We start from the raw sequence: 16,518 nt of genomic DNA, 5'->3' as shown, positions 1-16,518 counted from the left end.
CCCCCAAACCCTCCCATCAAGATCAGGGAGCTGTCACTGCTCGGAATCAGGCAGATTCCTACAGCGACAGCTCCCTGATCTTGGTCTGATCAGCGCCCCCGGCCGCGGGGGCCGAGTTGGTCGCGGAATTGGCCGGGGGTGAGGCCGGTTTCCTCGCGGAAGGCTCGGTAGAAGTGGCGGTCGGTGGAGAAGCCGGCGGCCGCGGCTACGGCGGCGAGGGAGCGGGTGGGGTCGGCGCGGATCAGGCGGCGGGCGTGGGCGATGCGGGTGCGGCGGACGATGCCGCCGGGCTCGCCGAAGCCTTCACAGACCCGGTAGAGGGTGCGGCGGGAGATCAAGCAGGCGTGGGCGATTTCGTCGACGGTGAGGTCCGGATTGGTGAAGTTCTTGCGGATGTAGGCCAGGACCTGCTGCCGGGTGTAGAGCGAGTCGGAGGGGGCGGGTGAGGTTTCGCCGGTGGCCAGCAGCAGCGCCGAGGCCATCATGCCGGCGGCGTCGCTGCCGAAGACGGTGACGGCCTGGGTGATGTCGTCGGGCGGGAGTTCCGCGAGGTTGCGGAAGAAGCTCGCGACGACGCCGAGGGCGCCCGTGGCGGGGACGGCCTTGGCGATCGGGAGTTGCTCACGGGTGAGGCCGGAATGTTCGAGGACCAGTTGCAGCGGGGCGCGCACCATGGTCGACAGACTGTCGGTGGTGCGGCTCTCCAACGGAAGGCTGCTGTCGAAGAACGAGATGGTGCCGGGTTTGCATTCGGCGGTCCGGCCACCCTGTTCGATCCAATTTGTCCCATCCAGCACCATATTCACCAACAAGAACTCACCCGACGATGCCGCGACCATCTTTTTTGTCCGCAATGCCCGTTGTGCGCTGGCCTGCATGCGTGACACCGCGAATCCGTCGAATTGAGTTGTGGCGACTTGTCCGTGCCAGTGACCAAGGCGCAATGGCTCGATCACCGTCGGGGCGACCGCGTCCGACATCAGGGCTTCCCACTGCTCGAACGCCTGACGTGGCGAAAGGGTCGAGGACGACGAGATCTCGACAGCGCCGAATACGGCTTGCTCCACGCGGGTAATCTTCCCACCACATATCGCTCAGCAACCACGTTTCCAGCGAGATCCGTATTCGGTTCCCGGCGAACGCGACGACCGTGACCTCACGGAACGGGCGAACCACTCATGAGCAGAGCTGTCAATGTATGCAGACGCTCGATTCGGAGCGGCGATCCGAGATCTTTGTAGTGCCACAATGGAGTTCGGATCGAATCGGTGACCGCGCAGTCGAGGGAATCGACAAGAAATATGTGAGCCCGCCGCAATGCGGCGGCCACCAGATGTTCTCTGGCCGGACTCGTGCAGACGGTCAAGGCGTGCACCGCGCACGCGGTCTCCTCCGCGGTCGGATGCCACACACCCCAGGAACCGTCCGCTCGCTGATTGCCGAGCAGCCAGGTGATCGCGCTGGAGACCGCGAGCAGGGCATCGGCGGAGAATTCCGATTCGATGGCGCGGGCCAGGGCCATGGCGGCCGCGGCCGTCGGCAGGCAGGGCGAGGCGACCGAGCGGTCGTCCCAATGACCGTCCGGGTCTTGGGTTTCGACCAGGGCGCGCACCGCCGCGACCGCCCGGTCGCGGACCAGGGCGGTCCGCGCGCTCCGGGGCACGGTCGTCAACGCCTCGAGCACATGGGCGGTCACCGCCGGCGCGCGCGGAGCGGGAAAGCCCAGCAGCGGGCCGGGATCCGCGGTGTCGTCCCACGAGTTCAGGACGAAGGTCGCGAGCGCGGTGGTGTCCGCGTCCGGCGGCAGGCCGGGCGCGAAAGAGACGCCGTCCGCGCCGCCCGCCGCCCGGAGCGAGGCGCTCAGCGAGGCGATGAAGCCGGTGGGCAGGGGAAATCCGAGGCGGGCGAAAAGGGCTGCCGCGGTGGCACGTTCGAAGTTCACGGCCGGTGCCAGGACCGGCCAGAGCCCCTGGTGGCGCACGGCTTCGCGGCGCAGATACCGCTCGGCCCCGGCCAATTCCCCGCCCTGCCACCGGAGCGCGGTCGCGGTCAGGACGGGCGAACAGGCCACCGCGCCACCGCGCACGGCATCCTCGGCCCGCCAGCCGCGGGGCGGCTCCGCGAGCAGTTCCAGAGGCAGCTCCCGCCGGGCGCCGCGATCGCCCTCCGCCGCGCGGGCCCGCAGCCGTGCGCATCGTTCGGCATTGGCCCGCTGCGCCATTCGAGCCCGCCGCAAGGCCGTCGCGTAGCGCCCGTCCTCGGCGTCGGCGAACGCCGCAACACGTTCCAGTAGAACGGGAATCGTGAGGTCGATGGCCTCCAGACCGGGCAGTCGCTCCGGCGCAAGGGCTTCCGGATCGGCGAACAGGAACTCACCGCCACGACCGGCCGCCGCCCGTAGCGATGCCCGATCGACCGGCGCATCCTCCGCCGCCCCGAGCGCGGCGCACACCACCGCCAGCGTCGGCAATAGCCGGTAGGCCACCGGCGCATGCGGGCTGCCCCAGCTGCCGTCTCCGTTCTGGGTGCGCGCCAACGCGTTCCAGCCCAGCCGCGCCAGCGAATCCAGCGGTAGCCGGGGAGTTTGCCACAGCCGTTCCAGCACACCGGCGGTGGCGTACGCCGACCCGCTGATCATGCCGTCGCCGTCCTCGTCGACCACCCTGATCAACTGCCACAACGACATCAGGGCGCGGGTGCGGACCGCGCCGAGGGATTCCTCGCTCATGGTTGCTCGCTGGAGTTTGCGGACGAGTCGGGAACCTCTTCAACATACGCCCGCGGCGGCCGACATCCGGCGTGCCCGCGAAAGCCAAAAATGTTGCCGCAGTGCAGATCTTGCGAATCCGCTAATGTTTGCCCGAAATGTCGGTTATCCTCGGGACGGAGGGATACCGCCTCCCGCCGAGTGAACCCGAGTGTTACCAATGAACGAACACGACTTGCGGCACCTCGAGATCGCGCTCCCGTTCCCACCGCAACGGCATTCGATGAGCGATCGAGCACAGGAACGAGTTCAGATCTGGGCGATGCGTTTCGGATTACTCACCGACGAAGAGTCCGCGCGCCGGTTCAATTCGCTGGGCTACGCGCGCTTCTCCGCATATTGGTGTCCCACCGCGTCTTTCGCCGACATGCTCCTGGTCGCCGAATGGATCACCGTATTCTTCGTATTCGACGACCTGCAGAATCTGGCGATCACCACCGGCCGGCTCGACGACTACGACCGGCTGCGCCACGCGGCGCTGCAGGTGGTGCACCAGCGCGGAATCTCGGGGCCGGTGCCACCCGTCATCGCAGCTCTGTCCAACCTGTGCACCCGGACCTTCCCGCGCAATTCCCAAGCGTGGCAGCGCCGATTCGAATTGAATCTGGAATTGTGGCTCGTCGGGCACGCCCGCGAGAACGCTTTCCGACAGGCGGGTCGCTCGCCCAGCCCGGAAGAATACGCGCGATTACGCCGGGACGCCTCCACGGTTCTACAGACCGTGGATCTGGCGGAAATCATAGAGCACACCGAGATTCCCGATGCCCTGTATTTCGGGCCTTCTTATCAGGAGATCATCGCCACCACCGCGGATATCATGTGCTGGACCAATGATCTGCATTCGCTGGCGAATGAGACCGATGAAGAGGACACCATCAATCTGGTGACCACTTTGCGCAATCACCGCGGCATGGATCTGGCCCAGGCCGTCGCCGAAGTCCGACAGTTGATCAATATGCGGATCGCCGACAATCAGGCCGCCGCGCAATCGATTACGGCCGAAATGGACGCGTTGCACCTGCCGCCGAGAATCCGCAACGCCGTCCGCCGGTGTATTCGCGACTGCCAATCCGCCATGGCCGGAATGGAATTGTGGGACCGCACCGACACCGTGCGCTTCGCCCCGCCCGAGGATCTGCGCGCGGCCCGCAACATCGACTACGGCAACGGTTTCCTGGACCGGGTGTGAGCGGACCCGCAGCGTCCTAGCCCGATTCGCGGAGCGTGTAGCCGACGCCGCGGACGGTGTGGATGAGCGGCTTCGGCCCGGTGTCGACCTTGCGGCGCAGCTGGCTGACGAAGGTCTCCACCACCCGGTCGGCGCGCCCCTCCTCGGCCTGCCACACCCGGTCGAGGATCTGCCGCTTGCTGACCACCTTGCCCGCGTTGAGCATCAGATAGTGCAGCAGCTTGAACTCGGTGGCCGACAGCCAGATCTGCTCGCCGGCCCGGTGCACCTGGTGGGTGTCCACATCGAGTTCCAGGTCGGCGAACCGCAGCCGGTTGGGGGTGTCCTCGTCGGCGGGTCTGGTGCGGCGCAGGATGGCCTGCAGCCGCAGCACCACTTCTTCGAGGCTGAAGGGCTTGCTCACGTAATCGTCGCCGCCCGCGCTGAGCCCGGCGATGCGATCCTCGACGGTGTCGCGGGCGGTGAGGAACAGCACCGGCACCTCGCTGCCCTGCGCCCGCAACCGCTTGGCGACGGTGAAGCCGTCCAGATCGGGCAGCATCACGTCGAGCACCATCACATCCGGCGGCCGCCGGGTGGCGGCGTCCAGCGCGGCGCGGCCGTTATCGGCCGAGACCACGTCGAATCCGCTCATGCGCAAGGCGGAACAGAGCAGGTCGAGAATGAACGGCTCGTCGTCGACCACCAGCACGGTCGCCGCGTCCGGCGCGATGCGATCGGTCACTCTCGACACTCTAGGCGCATCCGCGACGGTTCCCTGCCATTAGCCATGCCGCCCATCCTGGTGGCGGCAACTACCACGCAAGCTCGGTGTCAGCTGTGTGCTTCCTGTGAACGCGCGGCGGCTACCGGGGGAACACGATCCGGAAGACCGTGTCCGATCCCGGTGCGGTGAGCAGCTGGATCCGTGCCCCGTGCGCGGTGAGCACCGCCGCGACGATGGCCAGCCCCAGCCCGGATCCGCCCGCGCGCGAGCGGGATTCGTCGACACGGTAGAAGCGATCGAACACATGCTGCGCCTTCTCCGGCGGGATGCCGGGGCCGTCGTCGCGGACCTCGACGATCACCGCCGGATCGCCGGTGCGCAACTCCACCCCGGCCGCGGCGACCGCCTCGCTGTCCGGGGGCACGGTCCCCGGCGCGATTCGCACCTCGATCTCGGTGTCGGCGGGCGTGTGCATCAGCGCGTTGCCCACCAGGTTCGTCAGCACCTGCCGCAGCCGGTGCTCGTCACCGACCACCCGTGCCGGTTCATCCGGAAGGCTCAGCCGCACAACGCGTTCCGGCTGTCGAACGCGGGCGTCCAGCACGACCTCGTCCGCGACGGTCGCGAGATCGACCTCGGCGAGATCCAGCGGCCGCTGCTCGTCCAGCCGGGCCAGCAACAACAGGTCGTCCACGAGCACCCCCATCCGCACGGCCTCGTCCTCGATGCGCCGCATCATGGCCGCGACCTGTCCGGGATCGGTGCCGCCGCCCATCCGGTACAGCTCGGCGTACCCGCGAATCGAGGTCAGCGGTGTGCGCAACTCATGCGAGGCGTCGGCCACGAAAAGCCGCATGCGCGCCTCGGATTCCCCGAGCTGCCGCATGGTGGTGGACAGCCGCTCGAGCATTACGTTGAACGCGGTCCCCAACCGCCCGACCTCGGTGTGCGGATCTGCATCGGGCACCCGCCGATCCAGATCCCCCGCCGCGATCGCCTCGGCCGTGTGCTCGATGCGCGACAGCGGGCGCAACCCGAGCCGCACCAGCCAGGTCGCCACCGCAGCCAGCACCAGCAGCAATCCGGCGCCCGCGATGAGCTCGATGGTCCGCAGTTCCCGGGCGGTCGCGTAGTACCCGTCCAGCGGCATGACGATGGCGGCCGTTCCGCCCTGCGGCTGAGCGGCATTCGCGGGCTGGACGGTGGTCCGCACACGCCACCGCGAGTCGCTGCCCACCTCGCCGACCTCGAAGATCCGGCTGCCCCGCGCCGCCACCGACAAGGTATCCATCGCCGGGAGTCTCAGCGTCGTGTTCCCGACCCCGATCCGCCCGACCTGCTTGCCCGCGCTGTCGAAGAACAGGATCTGAAAGGTCGAGGGCACCCCCGACACCTCGTTGGACGGCTTGGGCGGTGGCGGTGGATGATTCGCCTGCGACACATCCGCCGCGGACCCGTTCAGCTGCGCGTCGATCCGCGCCAGCTCCGACCGCCCCAGCATGGCGGTACTCAACACCCCGAACGCCGTCAACCCGACCACCGCGATCGCCAGCACCGTCACCAGCAACCGCGTGCGCAGGGTCCACCGCCGCCACCGCCGTACCCGCGGCGCGGCCGCGAGCCGCTCGCTCGGCCGACCAGCCGGTCCGTCACTCACGAACCCACCTAAACACAGCACCCACCGGGACGACGGTAGGCGGCCAACCTCTGGCGAACTCGAGAGTCATCGGCCAGTCGAGGGCCGACCGTGCCGCGGCCGGCTAGATCAGTTGCTTGTGGCGCTTCATTCGACGGCGCACGTTCGCCATCATGGAGCGGGTGCCCATGGTGCGAATGAACTTGGGGATGAAGCGGTTCACGAAGCCGACGAACAGGAACAGGTGCTCGAAGCGGCGCTGGTCGGACGCCGTCCATTCGACGCCCAGCTGTTCTCGGAAGTAGGGCGGGAGGTAGCCGACGGTCAGGAAGCGTAGGAGGCCTCCGAAGATGATCCGCAGGTACCAGTGGATCATCCGCAGGTGCAGCAGGTCGTCGATGAAGGCGCGGATCTTCTCGTCGGCGGCCACCTGTTCGCAGGCCGCGACCCAGTATTCGTCGAACTCCGCGCGGGTCTTGGGCCACATCTCCTCGGTGACCTGCAACGTGGTGCCGAGCGGGGCCGAGGTGGAGTAGAACGCCTCGGCCTGCTCGGGACTCATCTTGCCGTTGAGCAACTGGTAGGAGTCCTCGAATCCGATGTAGAGGCAGGCGGCCACCCACAGCTGCAGGTTGCGGTCGAAGGCGTTGTACCGCACCGGCGCACCGGGTTCGGACTTCACCTGACGATGCGCCACATTGACCGCTTCCCGGAAGGCGATCTTCTCCTCCGGCGTGCCCAGGATCGCCACCGCGAGGTAGGAAGCGGTGGTGCGCAACCGTTTCCACGGATGCACCATGAGCGCCCCGGATTCCACCTTGCTGTCGGCCACGCCGTGCCCGACGCCGGGCCGCGCCATCTGCATGGCCACATTCGCGGCCGCGCCCGAGAACTGCCAGAAGTCCAGCGCGTCCTCGAGCTTCGGCGGCCGCTTGACGTCGGCCCGATGCACGCCCGGGATGTGGATGCGGGTCTGTTCGAGGGTGAGGGCCGGCACCCCGGACGGCTGCGCTGCCGCGGCGGTCATAGGTTCCCCTTCCATGCGAACATCAATGATGAACGGATACTAACTTAGCTCCAGTATCAGCCGCCGCGATTGACCATTCAAGCCAATCATCGACCGGAATCCGATCGTACGAAAGATCGCCGAATCCACTTCCAATACCAAGAATCGTGAGTAACATACGTCGCTGCGAGCGTCGTGCGACGAGGCGCGGCGGGGTTGGGAAAGGACATTCGCGGCATGCTCAGGCGGTTGGATCGGATACTCAGCTACGAGATGAAGGTGTCCGAGTTCCTCGGGACGCTCATCATCCTCGGGATTCCCTACGGGTTGGTCGGGGTCGTCTGGACGCTCACGCACACCTCGCATCTGAAGCAGCTGCACGGCATCGATGTGATCATCTCGTTCCTGGGATCCATCGTGTGCTGGCCGGTGCTCACCTTCTCGAATGTGTGCATGACGTAATGATGGCCCTGGTCTGGCTCATCGACATCCTGGTGATCGGGATCAAGATCCTCGGTGGGCGAATGGAAGTCAATCCGGTCCTGCGCTTCGGACTGTGGGTGGCCGTGCTGTGCGGTCTCGCCGCCGGGCTCGCGCTGGTCGGGTTCGCCTTGGTCGCGTTGCAGCACTATCTCGAGGACATCGGCTGATGACGACACTCGAAAGATCCACCGCCGCAACCGAAGCCGAACCGTCCGAGCTGGAGCGGATCGGACGCAGCGCGCGCGGGCTGTGGCAGCGGCACCCACAGCGGTCGCTGGAAACGCTTGGCCGGCAGGTGGATCTGGGCCGTGACGCCCTGCGCCAGCTGGTCGTTTCGATCGTCCAGCGGCGCTTCCCGTATCGGGAGTTCATCAAGCAGTGCGCGTTCATGACGAGCGTGTCGGCCGCGCCCACGGTGCTGGTCGCCATTCCGATCGCGGTGGTGGTGTCGATTCAGGTCGGCGCGCTCGTGAATCAGGTCGGCGCAACGACATTCATCGGTGCGGTGGCTGGGCTCGGCATCATCCGCCAGGGCGCGCCGCTGGTCACCTCGCTGATGATCGCGGGAGCGGTCGGCTCGGCGGTCACCGCCGATCTGGGTTCCCGGACCATCCGGGAGGAGATCGACGCCATGATGGTGATGGGCGTGGATCCGGTGCGCCGCCTCGTCGCGCCCCGGCTCGCGGCGGCGGTGCTGGTGAGCATGCTGCTGTGCGGGTTCATCGTCTTCGTGGGCTTCGCGACGGCCTACATGTTCAATGTCTACGCCCAGCAGGGGACGCCGGGCTCGTTCATCGGGTCGTTCTCCTCGTTCGCCGTGGCCAATGATCTGGTGATCGCCTTGATCAAGGCGGCGATCTTCGGCTTGCTGACCGCGGTCATCGCCTGCGATATCGGCCTGCACGCGCACGGCGGCCCGGGCGGGGTCGCCAATGCGGTGAACTCGGCGGTGGTGAGCTCGGCGCTCATGTTGTTCGCCACGAATATCGTGCTCACCCAGCTCTACAACACCCTGCTGCCGACGAAGGTGGTGTGAGGTGGGCGCTACCTATACTCCCCCGGCGCTGAAACCGGTGCGGATGGCCGCGAACGCGGTCTCGGTGCCGGTGCGGGCCAATCAGCGGCTGGGCCATCAGGTAATCACGTTCTTCCAGGCGCTCATCGCGATTCCGTTCGTGCTCAAGCACTATCGCCAGGAGGTGCTGCGCCTGACCGCGGACGTCGGCTGGGGCAACGGCTCACTCGTGGTGGGCGGCGGCACCATCGGCGTGGTGGTCGCGCTGTGCGGGTTCGGCGGCATCACCGTGGGCATGGAGTCGTTCACGGCCTTGAACCTGCTCACCATGAGCCCGCTGACCGGCGCCATCTCCGGCTTCGCCACCACGCGCGAGCTCGCGCCGATCATCGCGACGCTGGCGTTCGCGATTCAGGCCGGGTGCAGGTTCACCGCGCAGCTGGGGTCCATGCGCATCTCCGAGGAGATCGACGCACTGGAATCCATTGCCATCCGCCCGCTTCCGTACCTGATCAGCACCCGCATGATCGCCTCCACGCTGACCATCATCCCGCTCTACAGCGTGGGCCTGGCGGTGGCGTATCTGGCGACCAAGCTGTCGGTGCTGTTCCTGGGCGGCACCACCGCGGGCACCTACGACCACTACTTCTTCCAGTTCCTGCTGGGACCGGACGTGTTCTGGTCGCTGCTCAAGGTGATGGTGTTCGTGCTGCTGTCGACGTTCATCCAGTGCTACTACGGCTATGTCGCCACCGGCGGCCCGGAGGGTGTCGGGGTGGCGGCCGGGCGCGCCATCAAGATGGTCATCGTCGTCATGGTCTTCGTCAATCTCTTTCTGACCCTTGCGATCTGGGGCATCGACCCCGGCTTCCGCATCTCGGGATAGGTGTTTCGATGATTCTCGATCCCAGCGGGCGGGGGCCGACGGCCCGGCAGCTCACGCTGGCCGGACTCGCCCTGATCGCCACGGTGGCACTGCTGCTGTATCTGCTGGCATTGCGCTACAACGGCCGCTTCGAGGACAAGGTAGCGGTGAGCGCGGAGCTCACGAGCACCGGCGACGGGCTGCCCGCGCACGCGGACGTGAAGTTCCGCGGCATGATCGTCGGCCGCGTCGAGAACGTGGCCGTGGTGGCCAAGGGCGAGCGGCAGCGGGCGGCGCTGGCGCTCAAACGCGGTGTGGCGGGCACGATTCCGGCGAATGTGGCGGCTCGAGTGATTCCGAACAATATCTTCGGGGTGACCGCGGTCGAACTGGTGGATACGACGCCGACGCGCGAGACGCTGCGAGCGGGCGCGACCATTCCGGAGGACACCAGCGCCGCGACCGTGCAGTTGCAGACCACGCTCAATGTGCTGCGCACGGTGCTGAACAACATTCAGCCGGAAAAGCTGGGGCGGGTGCTGTCGACGCTGTCGGCCGCGCTGGAACCGTCCGCGCGCGTGCCGGGTTCGACCATCGAGCGGCTCGACCACTGGATCACCGAGGTGCGCGACATCGACGGGATCGGGGAGCTGCTCGGGAATCTGGGCCGCGCGGCCACGGCTTTGAGTCAGTCCGCGCCGGATCTGGTGGGGACGCTGGCGAAGTCGGTCACCACCGCACGAACGCTGACCGAGGAGCGGGCAGCGCTGGTGAACCTGCTGACCACCGGCGGCACCGCCGTGGACACCGTGAACGGGCTCTTCGCCCGCAATCCCGATTCCGGGAAGTTCCTGGTGTCGGGCCTGAACCAATTGTTCGGCAGCCTCGCCCAAGATCCGCAGGCCATCCCGTACGCCATCGCCAATCTCAATACGGCGTTGCAGCGGTTGCAGACCACGTTCACCTTCGGGCCGCACAAGCAAATGGTGTGGAAGATGGATGTGTCCTTCACACCGTTCCAGCAGTACACGGCGAAGGACTGCCCGCACTACGGCGATCTGACCGGGCCACGCTGCGGCGGCTCCTCGGTGCCGGAAACCGCTCCGGCTCAAGACTTTCCGCAACAAATGATTCCCAAGCATCTCGATGCCGCCGGCCCCGCGCCGATCTCCGGCCTTCCCGCCATTCCGGGATTGCCCGCGATACCCGGGCTCACCGCACCGGCCTCGGCGACGACACCGCCGGGCACGGCCGCGGAACCGGCGGGCCTGCGCGGCGCCGATGCCATCGCCGCCCTCGTCGGAGGCAAGCCGAGTGCGGCACAGGTCCTGCTGCTCACGCCCATCCTCGCGGGCGGCAGCCTGGTTCCCGCCCACACCGGAGGCGCCTCGTGAAATCCGGAAAAGCCTTGGCGGGCTTCAGTCTTTTCGCCGTGGTGGCGGTGGTGCTGACCTACACCATCTGGTCCACGCTACAACGCTCGGTACCCGGCGGCACGCGCAGCTACTCGGCCGTGTTCTCCGACGTCCTCGGCCTGCGGGTCGGCGACGACATCCGCATGGCGGGCGTCCGGGTCGGGCGGGTGGACAAGATCGCGTTCGGGGACAACTACCGGGCCCGGGTCGACTTCCGCATCGAGGACGATCAGCATCCCACCACCACGACCAAGGCCCTGGTGCGCTATCAGAACCTGATCGGGCAGCGGTACATCGCGCTCATGCCGGGCAAGGACGCCGGGCGGCCGCTAGCGGCAGGCGATCAGATTCCGATCGAGCGGACCGAGCCCTCGTTCGACGTGTCCTCGCTGCTGTCCGGATTCGAGCCGCTGTTCAGCGTGCTGCAGCCGGATCAGGTGAACTCCTTATCGGAGACGCTGATTCAGGCGCTGCAGGGCAACGGTGTCTCGCTCAGCGCGCTGGTCACCCAGGCCGCTCAGCTGGCCGGGACCTTCGGGCAGCGCGACGAGATCCTCGGCCAGGTGGTCGGTAATCTCAGCAGCGTCATCTCCGGTCTGGCCAATCGCAGCAACGAGCTGGAGACGCTGATCACCCAGGCTCGCTCGCTGACCGACGCGCTGTACACGCAGGGCAGCACGCTGAAGTCCTCGGTGGAACGCGTTGCGACGGCGACGAATTCGCTGGTGAACGTCATTGCCCAGGTGAAGCCCGGCATCGCCCAGGCGCAGACCGACGCCTCCGCCGGTGTCGCGCTGCTGTTGCTGAACGGCGCGTCGCTGGACAAGGCGGCGGTCGAACTGCCGGATGTCCTCAATGGCGTCGCGCGGTTCAGCAGTTACGGCGCGTACGGCAATGCCTACCTGTGCAGCCTCGACGTGTCGCTGTGGGGCGTGCTGTTCCCGCCGGGTCTGTTCAATCAGATCGGCGGCCAATCCCATTCGGAGGTGTGCCGATAACGCGGCGACCGCGCGGGCCGCGCCTGCGCTATCCCGGCTTCCTCGCCAACCGCTATCTGCGGCTGGGCCTGTTCGCGGCGGCCTTCGTGGTGCTGCTGCTGGTCGGGTCGACCGCGTTGAAGCAGGCGCAGTTGGGCGACAAGACGATTCACGCCGAGTTCGCCCAGGCCGCCGGGCTGCGGCCGGGTGCGACGGTGGATGTGTCGGGCATCGAGGTCGGGCAGGTCAGCGCGGTCAAGCTGGACAACGGCAAGGTGCTGGTGGACATGCGGGTGCATCGCGACATCAAGCTCGGTGACGAGGCGCGCGCGGCCATCAAGATGTCGACGATTCTGGGTCGGCTGCACGTGGATCTCACGCCCGGCTCGGGAAAGGCATTGCCCGGGGACCGGATCAAGCTCGATCACACGTCGGTGCCCTACAACCTGGGCAAGGTGATCGAGGATCCGCAGTACAAGAACTCCTTCGAGCGGATCGAGAAGCTGGATCCGGCGAAGCTGCGGCAGGCCTTGGATCTGGTGGATCAGCAGATGGGCACCTCACCCGAGCTGACCGTCAAGGCCCTCGACAGTGTCGGTGCGCTGGCCAAGGTGATCAATGATCGCCGCGACGAGGTGGACACGCTGCTGAAGAGCATGGATACCGTCTCGCAGCTGGCCTCGGATAACCAGAACAGCGTGCTGCTGTTGCTGACTCGCGGTGAGGCCATCGGCAGCGCCGTACAGCAGCGCCAGACCCTGCTCAAGCAGCTGCTCGACAATGTGGCGTCGCTGTCGAGTCTGCTGCAGCAGATGGGCCTGGAGAACAACAACCAGCTCGGCCCGCTCATCACCGATCTGAACACCATGTCCGAGGGCCTGGAGAAGAACAAGGGCAACCTCGACAGCCTGTACCAGATCATGCCGGTGACCTTGCGGCAGTTCAACAATGTGCTCGGCGACGGCCCGTACGGAAACGTGTACGCGCCGTGGCTGTTCCCGGACAACTGGCTGTGCTTCGCGCAGGCCGTGCAGGGGTGCAAATGAGATTCCGGAGATTGAGGCTGGCCGCGGTGTGCGGTGCGCTGCTGCTCACCTCGGCGTGCGCGATCCTGCCCGATTCGCTGACCGCGCTGCCGAAGGAGTATCTCGGGGCGCGAATGAAGGTGACCGCGGACTTCGAGAACGTCGCGGGACTGTACGCGGGCAATGATGTTGCGGTGCTGGGGGTTCCGATCGGCACCGTCGAAACCGTCACGCCCAAGGGCAGTTACGTCCAGGTCACCATGTCGCTGGACAAGGATGTCAAGATTCCCGCCGATGCCATTGCGGCGCTGGTGAATCCACAGTTGATCACGAATCGTCACGTGGAGTTGGCTCCGGCCTACACCGGCGACGGGCCGACGCTGAAGGACGGTGCCTATATTCCGTTGCAGCGCACCAAGGTTCCGGTGGAGCTGGACCGCATTCTCGCCACCTTCTCCCAGCTCGGCGAGGCGCTCAAGGGCGACAACCAGTCCGGGCCGATGGCCAGCCGGGTGCTGTTCCCGCTGCTCAACGGCAATGGCGACCGGCTTCGCGAAACCCTCGACGCGCTGTCCTCGGCGTTCGAGGTGACCTTCGCCAACAAGGACCAGATCTCCAACACCATCATCAAACTCAATGACATCACCCAGGTCATCGCCGCCAATGACCAGACGGTGCGCGATTTCAGCGGGCGGCTCACCGAGCTGGTGAACCTCATGGGCGAGCAGGCGCCCGGCATCGACGCGGTGCTGAAGCAGCTCGACGACTTCGTCACCAATACCGCGACCCTGGTGGGCCAGAACAAGGATCAACTGGCCGGGGCGCTGACCCGCTTCGTCGGCATCACCGATCAGATGCGCGCCAATGCCCGCGGCCTCACCGAGATCGTCGACGTGGGCCCGCTCATGTTCCAGAACCTCGCCAGTGCCACCAGCACCGAGCGCCAGGCCCTGCGCCTGCACGGCCTGCTGGACAAATCGCTGCTCGACGGCGAGGCGCTGGCGACCTTCTGCGAGCGCATCGCCATGCGCCTGGACGGCTGCCGCACCGGCAAGGTGCAGGACTTCGGGCCCGACTTCGGCCTCACCGCCGCACTATTGGGAATCGCGAACCTGAAATGACACTACGCACAACGGCTTTCGGCGGATTGATCACCGCGGCCACGCTGCTGGCGGCGACCGGCTGCGCCGTCACGGTGGATACGCTGCCGATGCCCAAACCCGGTCTGGGCGCGCCCGGTTACACCGTGCACGCGGCGTTCGCCGACGCGCTCAACCTGCCCGACCACGCGCACGTCAAGATCGGCGGCACCGACATCGGCGTCGTCACCAAGATCAAGACCACGAATTTCCTCGCCGATGTGCAGATGCTCATCCGCGAGGACATCCGGTTGCCGAAGGGCACCACCGTCGAACTGCGCCAGGCCACCCCGCTCGGTGACATGTTCGTGGCCATGACGCTGCCCTCGGCGCAGGAGGCCGGGGAGCCGCTGCGCGACGGCGACACCATCGGCGTGGATCACACCGCGGCGGGGGCGTCGGTGGAGCAGCTCATGATGTCGATCTCGTTGCTGCTCAACGGCGGCGGCATCAATCAGGCCGCCAAGATCACCGGGCAGCTGGACTCCATGTTCGCCGGGCGCGCGCCGGAGCTGTCGCATCTGATCACCGAGATGACCGCCGCCATCGCCGCGCTCAATGCCCGCACCGGCGATATCGACCAGGTGCTGGGCGGGATGAACTCGCTGTCAGGGGAATTGGCGCGGCGCAAGGCACAACTGGGGCAGGCCGCGGACACGTTCCCGGCGCTGATCGGGCTGCTGACCGAGAACAATCAGCAGATCGTGGATCTGCTGGCCAAGGTGGCGATCACCACCGACGCGCTGGGCGACTTCGCCACCACCACGGGTGACGATTTCGTGGGGCTGTTCAACAGCATTCAGGCGCTCATGTCCGGATTCGCGCACAGCGATCAGCTGACCGGGGCGCTCGACGGGCTGCATCAGATCTATCCCTCGCTCATGGCGAGCCTGCGCGGGCCCACCCTCGCCGTCGCGGCGACCGTGTCGTACCTCGATATCGGGGCGCTCACCGATCCCAGCGGCAGCCGCTGGCCGGAACTCGGGGATATCGGGCAGTTCATCGGGAGTCTGGCGCAGGTGCTGGAGAAGGTGTTCGGGCGGGTCACCAGCCCGCCTCGGCAACCCGAGGCGCAGCCGGAACAGCGGGGAGGGGATCGATGAATCCGCCGCTGTGGCAGTGGGTGGTGCGCCATCGCATCGCCATCGCCAATATCGGGCTGGTCGTGGTGCTGCTGCTCGGGTCGGGGTACATCGGCGCGTATGTGCTGCGGTTCAATCCGATTCCGCACACGTACTCCGTGACCGTCGAGCTGGCCTCCTCGGCCGGGCTGCTGCCCGGCAATGACGTGACCTTCCGGGGCAGCCGGGTCGGCAAGGTCACCGATGTCCATGTCGCCGGGGACGGTGTCGCCGCCGTCGCCGAAATCGACGACAGCGCAAAGATTCCCGTCGGCGGCACGGTCGCCGTGGGGCGACTGTCGGCGGCCGGAGAGCAGTACCTGGATTTCCGGCCCGATTCCGACACCGGACCGTACCTGCGTGACGGCGCGCTGGTGGAACGGGCACGCACGAGTACCCCGGTGCAGATCCAGGCGGTGTTCACCAACCTCGGCGATCTCATCGGAGGCATGAACCCGGACCGGCTCAATGTCATCATCGACGAACTCGACAAGGCCCTCGCGGGCGGCCCGGATCGCCTGCGCAACATGATCTCCGGCATCAGCCGCGCCATGTCCGGGCTCAACGACCTGCTCCCCCAGACCCGGCAACTCGTCGAGAACCTCGAGGTCATCGCCGGTACCACCCAGCACGCCCAGCCCGACCTGGGCACCCTGACCAAGGCGGGCAGCGTGCTGTTCGACCAGTTCGCCTCGGCCGACCAGGAATTGCGCACGCTGCTGCGGCAGGGGCCCGGCCAGCTGGCCACCCTCAACAGGTTCATCGCCGAAACCCAGGACCCCATCACCAATCTCGTGACGAACTTCGTGGCCGTCACCAAGGCCGCCAAACTGCGGGCCCCCGCCATCGCCGCCCTGTTCCCGGCGCTGCGCGCGGGCTCGGAGGCGCTGGGCGTGCCCGCCCACGACGGGGCCTACAACACCCTCGTCGATCCCTGGCCCCGCCCCAGCTGCGACTACGACACCATCCCGGTGGTCCCGACAAATACACAGGTGGACAACCGAGTCCGCCTCTACAACTACTGCGTCACATCCAATCCGGCACTCCAGGTTCGCGGTTCGGCCAACGCGCCCCGCCCCGACGTGCCCGACAACGGGGCGACCGCACCGCCGGGGGCCACCGGCAACGAAATGTCCCAGCCCATCCCCCGCTAGCCTTGCAGAGCCAGGAGACT

The 16,518-nt window shown here is 66.9% G+C and carries 16 protein-coding genes; 11 read left to right on the top strand and 5 right to left on the bottom strand.

The window, feature by feature from the left end; genetic code table 11:
- Positions 1-89 precede the first annotated feature (89 nt).
- Together ACAM49_RS20670 and ACAM49_RS20665 are read right to left on the bottom strand one after the other, a co-directional pair.
- A complete protein-coding gene (locus ACAM49_RS20670; protein ID WP_369637175.1) occupies positions 90-1,067 on the bottom strand; it encodes a helix-turn-helix domain-containing protein in 978 nt (325 codons plus the stop codon).
- An 89-nt stretch (positions 1,068-1,156) separates the two neighbouring features.
- Complete coding sequence (locus ACAM49_RS20665; protein WP_369637174.1) at positions 1,157-2,728, bottom strand: hypothetical protein; 1,572 nt, start codon at positions 2,726-2,728, stop codon at positions 1,157-1,159.
- Positions 2,729-2,927: 199 nt separating this feature from the next.
- Between ACAM49_RS20665 and ACAM49_RS20660 the strand changes: the two genes are divergently transcribed.
- Positions 2,928-3,956, top strand: coding sequence for a hypothetical protein (locus ACAM49_RS20660; RefSeq protein ID WP_369637173.1), 1,029 nt, complete (start codon positions 2,928-2,930; stop codon positions 3,954-3,956).
- Between the two features lie 16 nt (positions 3,957-3,972).
- Here ACAM49_RS20660 and ACAM49_RS20655 read toward each other — a convergent pair whose 3' ends face one another.
- The 3 genes from ACAM49_RS20655 to ACAM49_RS20645 form a co-directional block, all read right to left on the bottom strand.
- On the bottom strand, positions 3,973-4,680 hold the full coding sequence (locus ACAM49_RS20655) for a response regulator transcription factor (RefSeq protein ID WP_369637172.1): 708 nt from the start codon (positions 4,678-4,680) through the stop codon (positions 3,973-3,975).
- 121 nt (positions 4,681-4,801) lie between these two features.
- A complete protein-coding gene (locus tag ACAM49_RS20650; protein WP_369637171.1) occupies positions 4,802-6,319 on the bottom strand; it encodes a sensor histidine kinase in 1,518 nt (505 codons plus the stop codon).
- A gap of 103 nt (positions 6,320-6,422) precedes the next feature.
- Entirely contained in the window at positions 6,423-7,325 is a 903-nt protein-coding gene (locus ACAM49_RS20645) for an oxygenase MpaB family protein (RefSeq protein ID WP_369637170.1), read from the bottom strand.
- 216 nt (positions 7,326-7,541) lie between these two features.
- On the opposite strand from ACAM49_RS20645, the gene ACAM49_RS20640 reads away from it, so the two are divergent.
- The 10 genes from ACAM49_RS20640 to ACAM49_RS20595 are packed head-to-tail and all read left to right on the top strand — an operon-like array spanning position 7,542 to position 16,498.
- Positions 7,542-7,766 (top strand): hypothetical protein, encoded by a 225-nt coding sequence (locus tag ACAM49_RS20640; RefSeq protein ID WP_369637169.1) that lies wholly within the window; start codon positions 7,542-7,544, stop codon positions 7,764-7,766.
- Complete coding sequence (locus ACAM49_RS20635) at positions 7,766-7,954, top strand: hypothetical protein (RefSeq protein WP_369637176.1); 189 nt, start codon at positions 7,766-7,768, stop codon at positions 7,952-7,954. Before ACAM49_RS20640 ends, ACAM49_RS20635 begins: the two co-directional genes overlap by 1 nt.
- A complete protein-coding gene (locus tag ACAM49_RS20630; protein ID WP_369637168.1) occupies positions 7,954-8,823 on the top strand; it encodes an MlaE family ABC transporter permease in 870 nt (289 codons plus the stop codon). The genes ACAM49_RS20635 and ACAM49_RS20630 overlap by 1 nt, the downstream gene beginning before the upstream one ends.
- Before the next feature lies 1 nt (position 8,824).
- On the top strand, positions 8,825-9,688 hold the full coding sequence (locus tag ACAM49_RS20625) for an ABC transporter permease (RefSeq protein ID WP_369637167.1): 864 nt from the start codon (positions 8,825-8,827) through the stop codon (positions 9,686-9,688).
- Positions 9,689-9,696: 8 nt separating this feature from the next.
- Positions 9,697-11,061 (top strand): MCE family protein, encoded by a 1,365-nt coding sequence (locus tag ACAM49_RS20620; RefSeq protein WP_369637166.1) that lies wholly within the window; start codon positions 9,697-9,699, stop codon positions 11,059-11,061.
- Positions 11,058-12,080, top strand: a complete 1,023-nt coding sequence (locus ACAM49_RS20615) for an MCE family protein (protein WP_369637165.1) — start codon at positions 11,058-11,060, stop codon at positions 12,078-12,080. Before ACAM49_RS20620 ends, ACAM49_RS20615 begins: the two co-directional genes overlap by 4 nt.
- Positions 12,071-13,105, top strand: coding sequence for an MlaD family protein (locus tag ACAM49_RS20610; RefSeq protein WP_369637164.1), 1,035 nt, complete (start codon positions 12,071-12,073; stop codon positions 13,103-13,105). Before ACAM49_RS20615 ends, ACAM49_RS20610 begins: the two co-directional genes overlap by 10 nt.
- The gene (locus tag ACAM49_RS20605) at positions 13,102-14,205 is read left to right on the top strand and encodes an MCE family protein (RefSeq protein WP_369637163.1); all 1,104 of its coding nucleotides are present in this window, start codon (positions 13,102-13,104) and stop codon (positions 14,203-14,205) included. Before ACAM49_RS20610 ends, ACAM49_RS20605 begins: the two co-directional genes overlap by 4 nt.
- Positions 14,202-15,326 carry an MCE family protein gene (locus tag ACAM49_RS20600; protein ID WP_369637162.1) on the top strand — a complete coding sequence of 375 codons (1,125 nt, stop codon included), beginning with the start codon at positions 14,202-14,204 and terminating at the stop codon, positions 15,324-15,326. The genes ACAM49_RS20605 and ACAM49_RS20600 overlap by 4 nt, the downstream gene beginning before the upstream one ends.
- Positions 15,323-16,498, top strand: a complete 1,176-nt coding sequence (locus tag ACAM49_RS20595; protein ID WP_369637161.1) for an MCE family protein — start codon at positions 15,323-15,325, stop codon at positions 16,496-16,498. The genes ACAM49_RS20600 and ACAM49_RS20595 overlap by 4 nt, the downstream gene beginning before the upstream one ends.
- Positions 16,499-16,518 lie beyond the last annotated feature (20 nt).

It is taken from the genome of Nocardia sp. JMUB6875, from assembly GCF_041154655.1.
Taxonomy (GTDB): Bacteria; Actinomycetota; Actinomycetes; order Mycobacteriales; family Mycobacteriaceae; genus Nocardia.
This window is presented reverse-complemented; position numbering and strand designations above follow the sequence as displayed.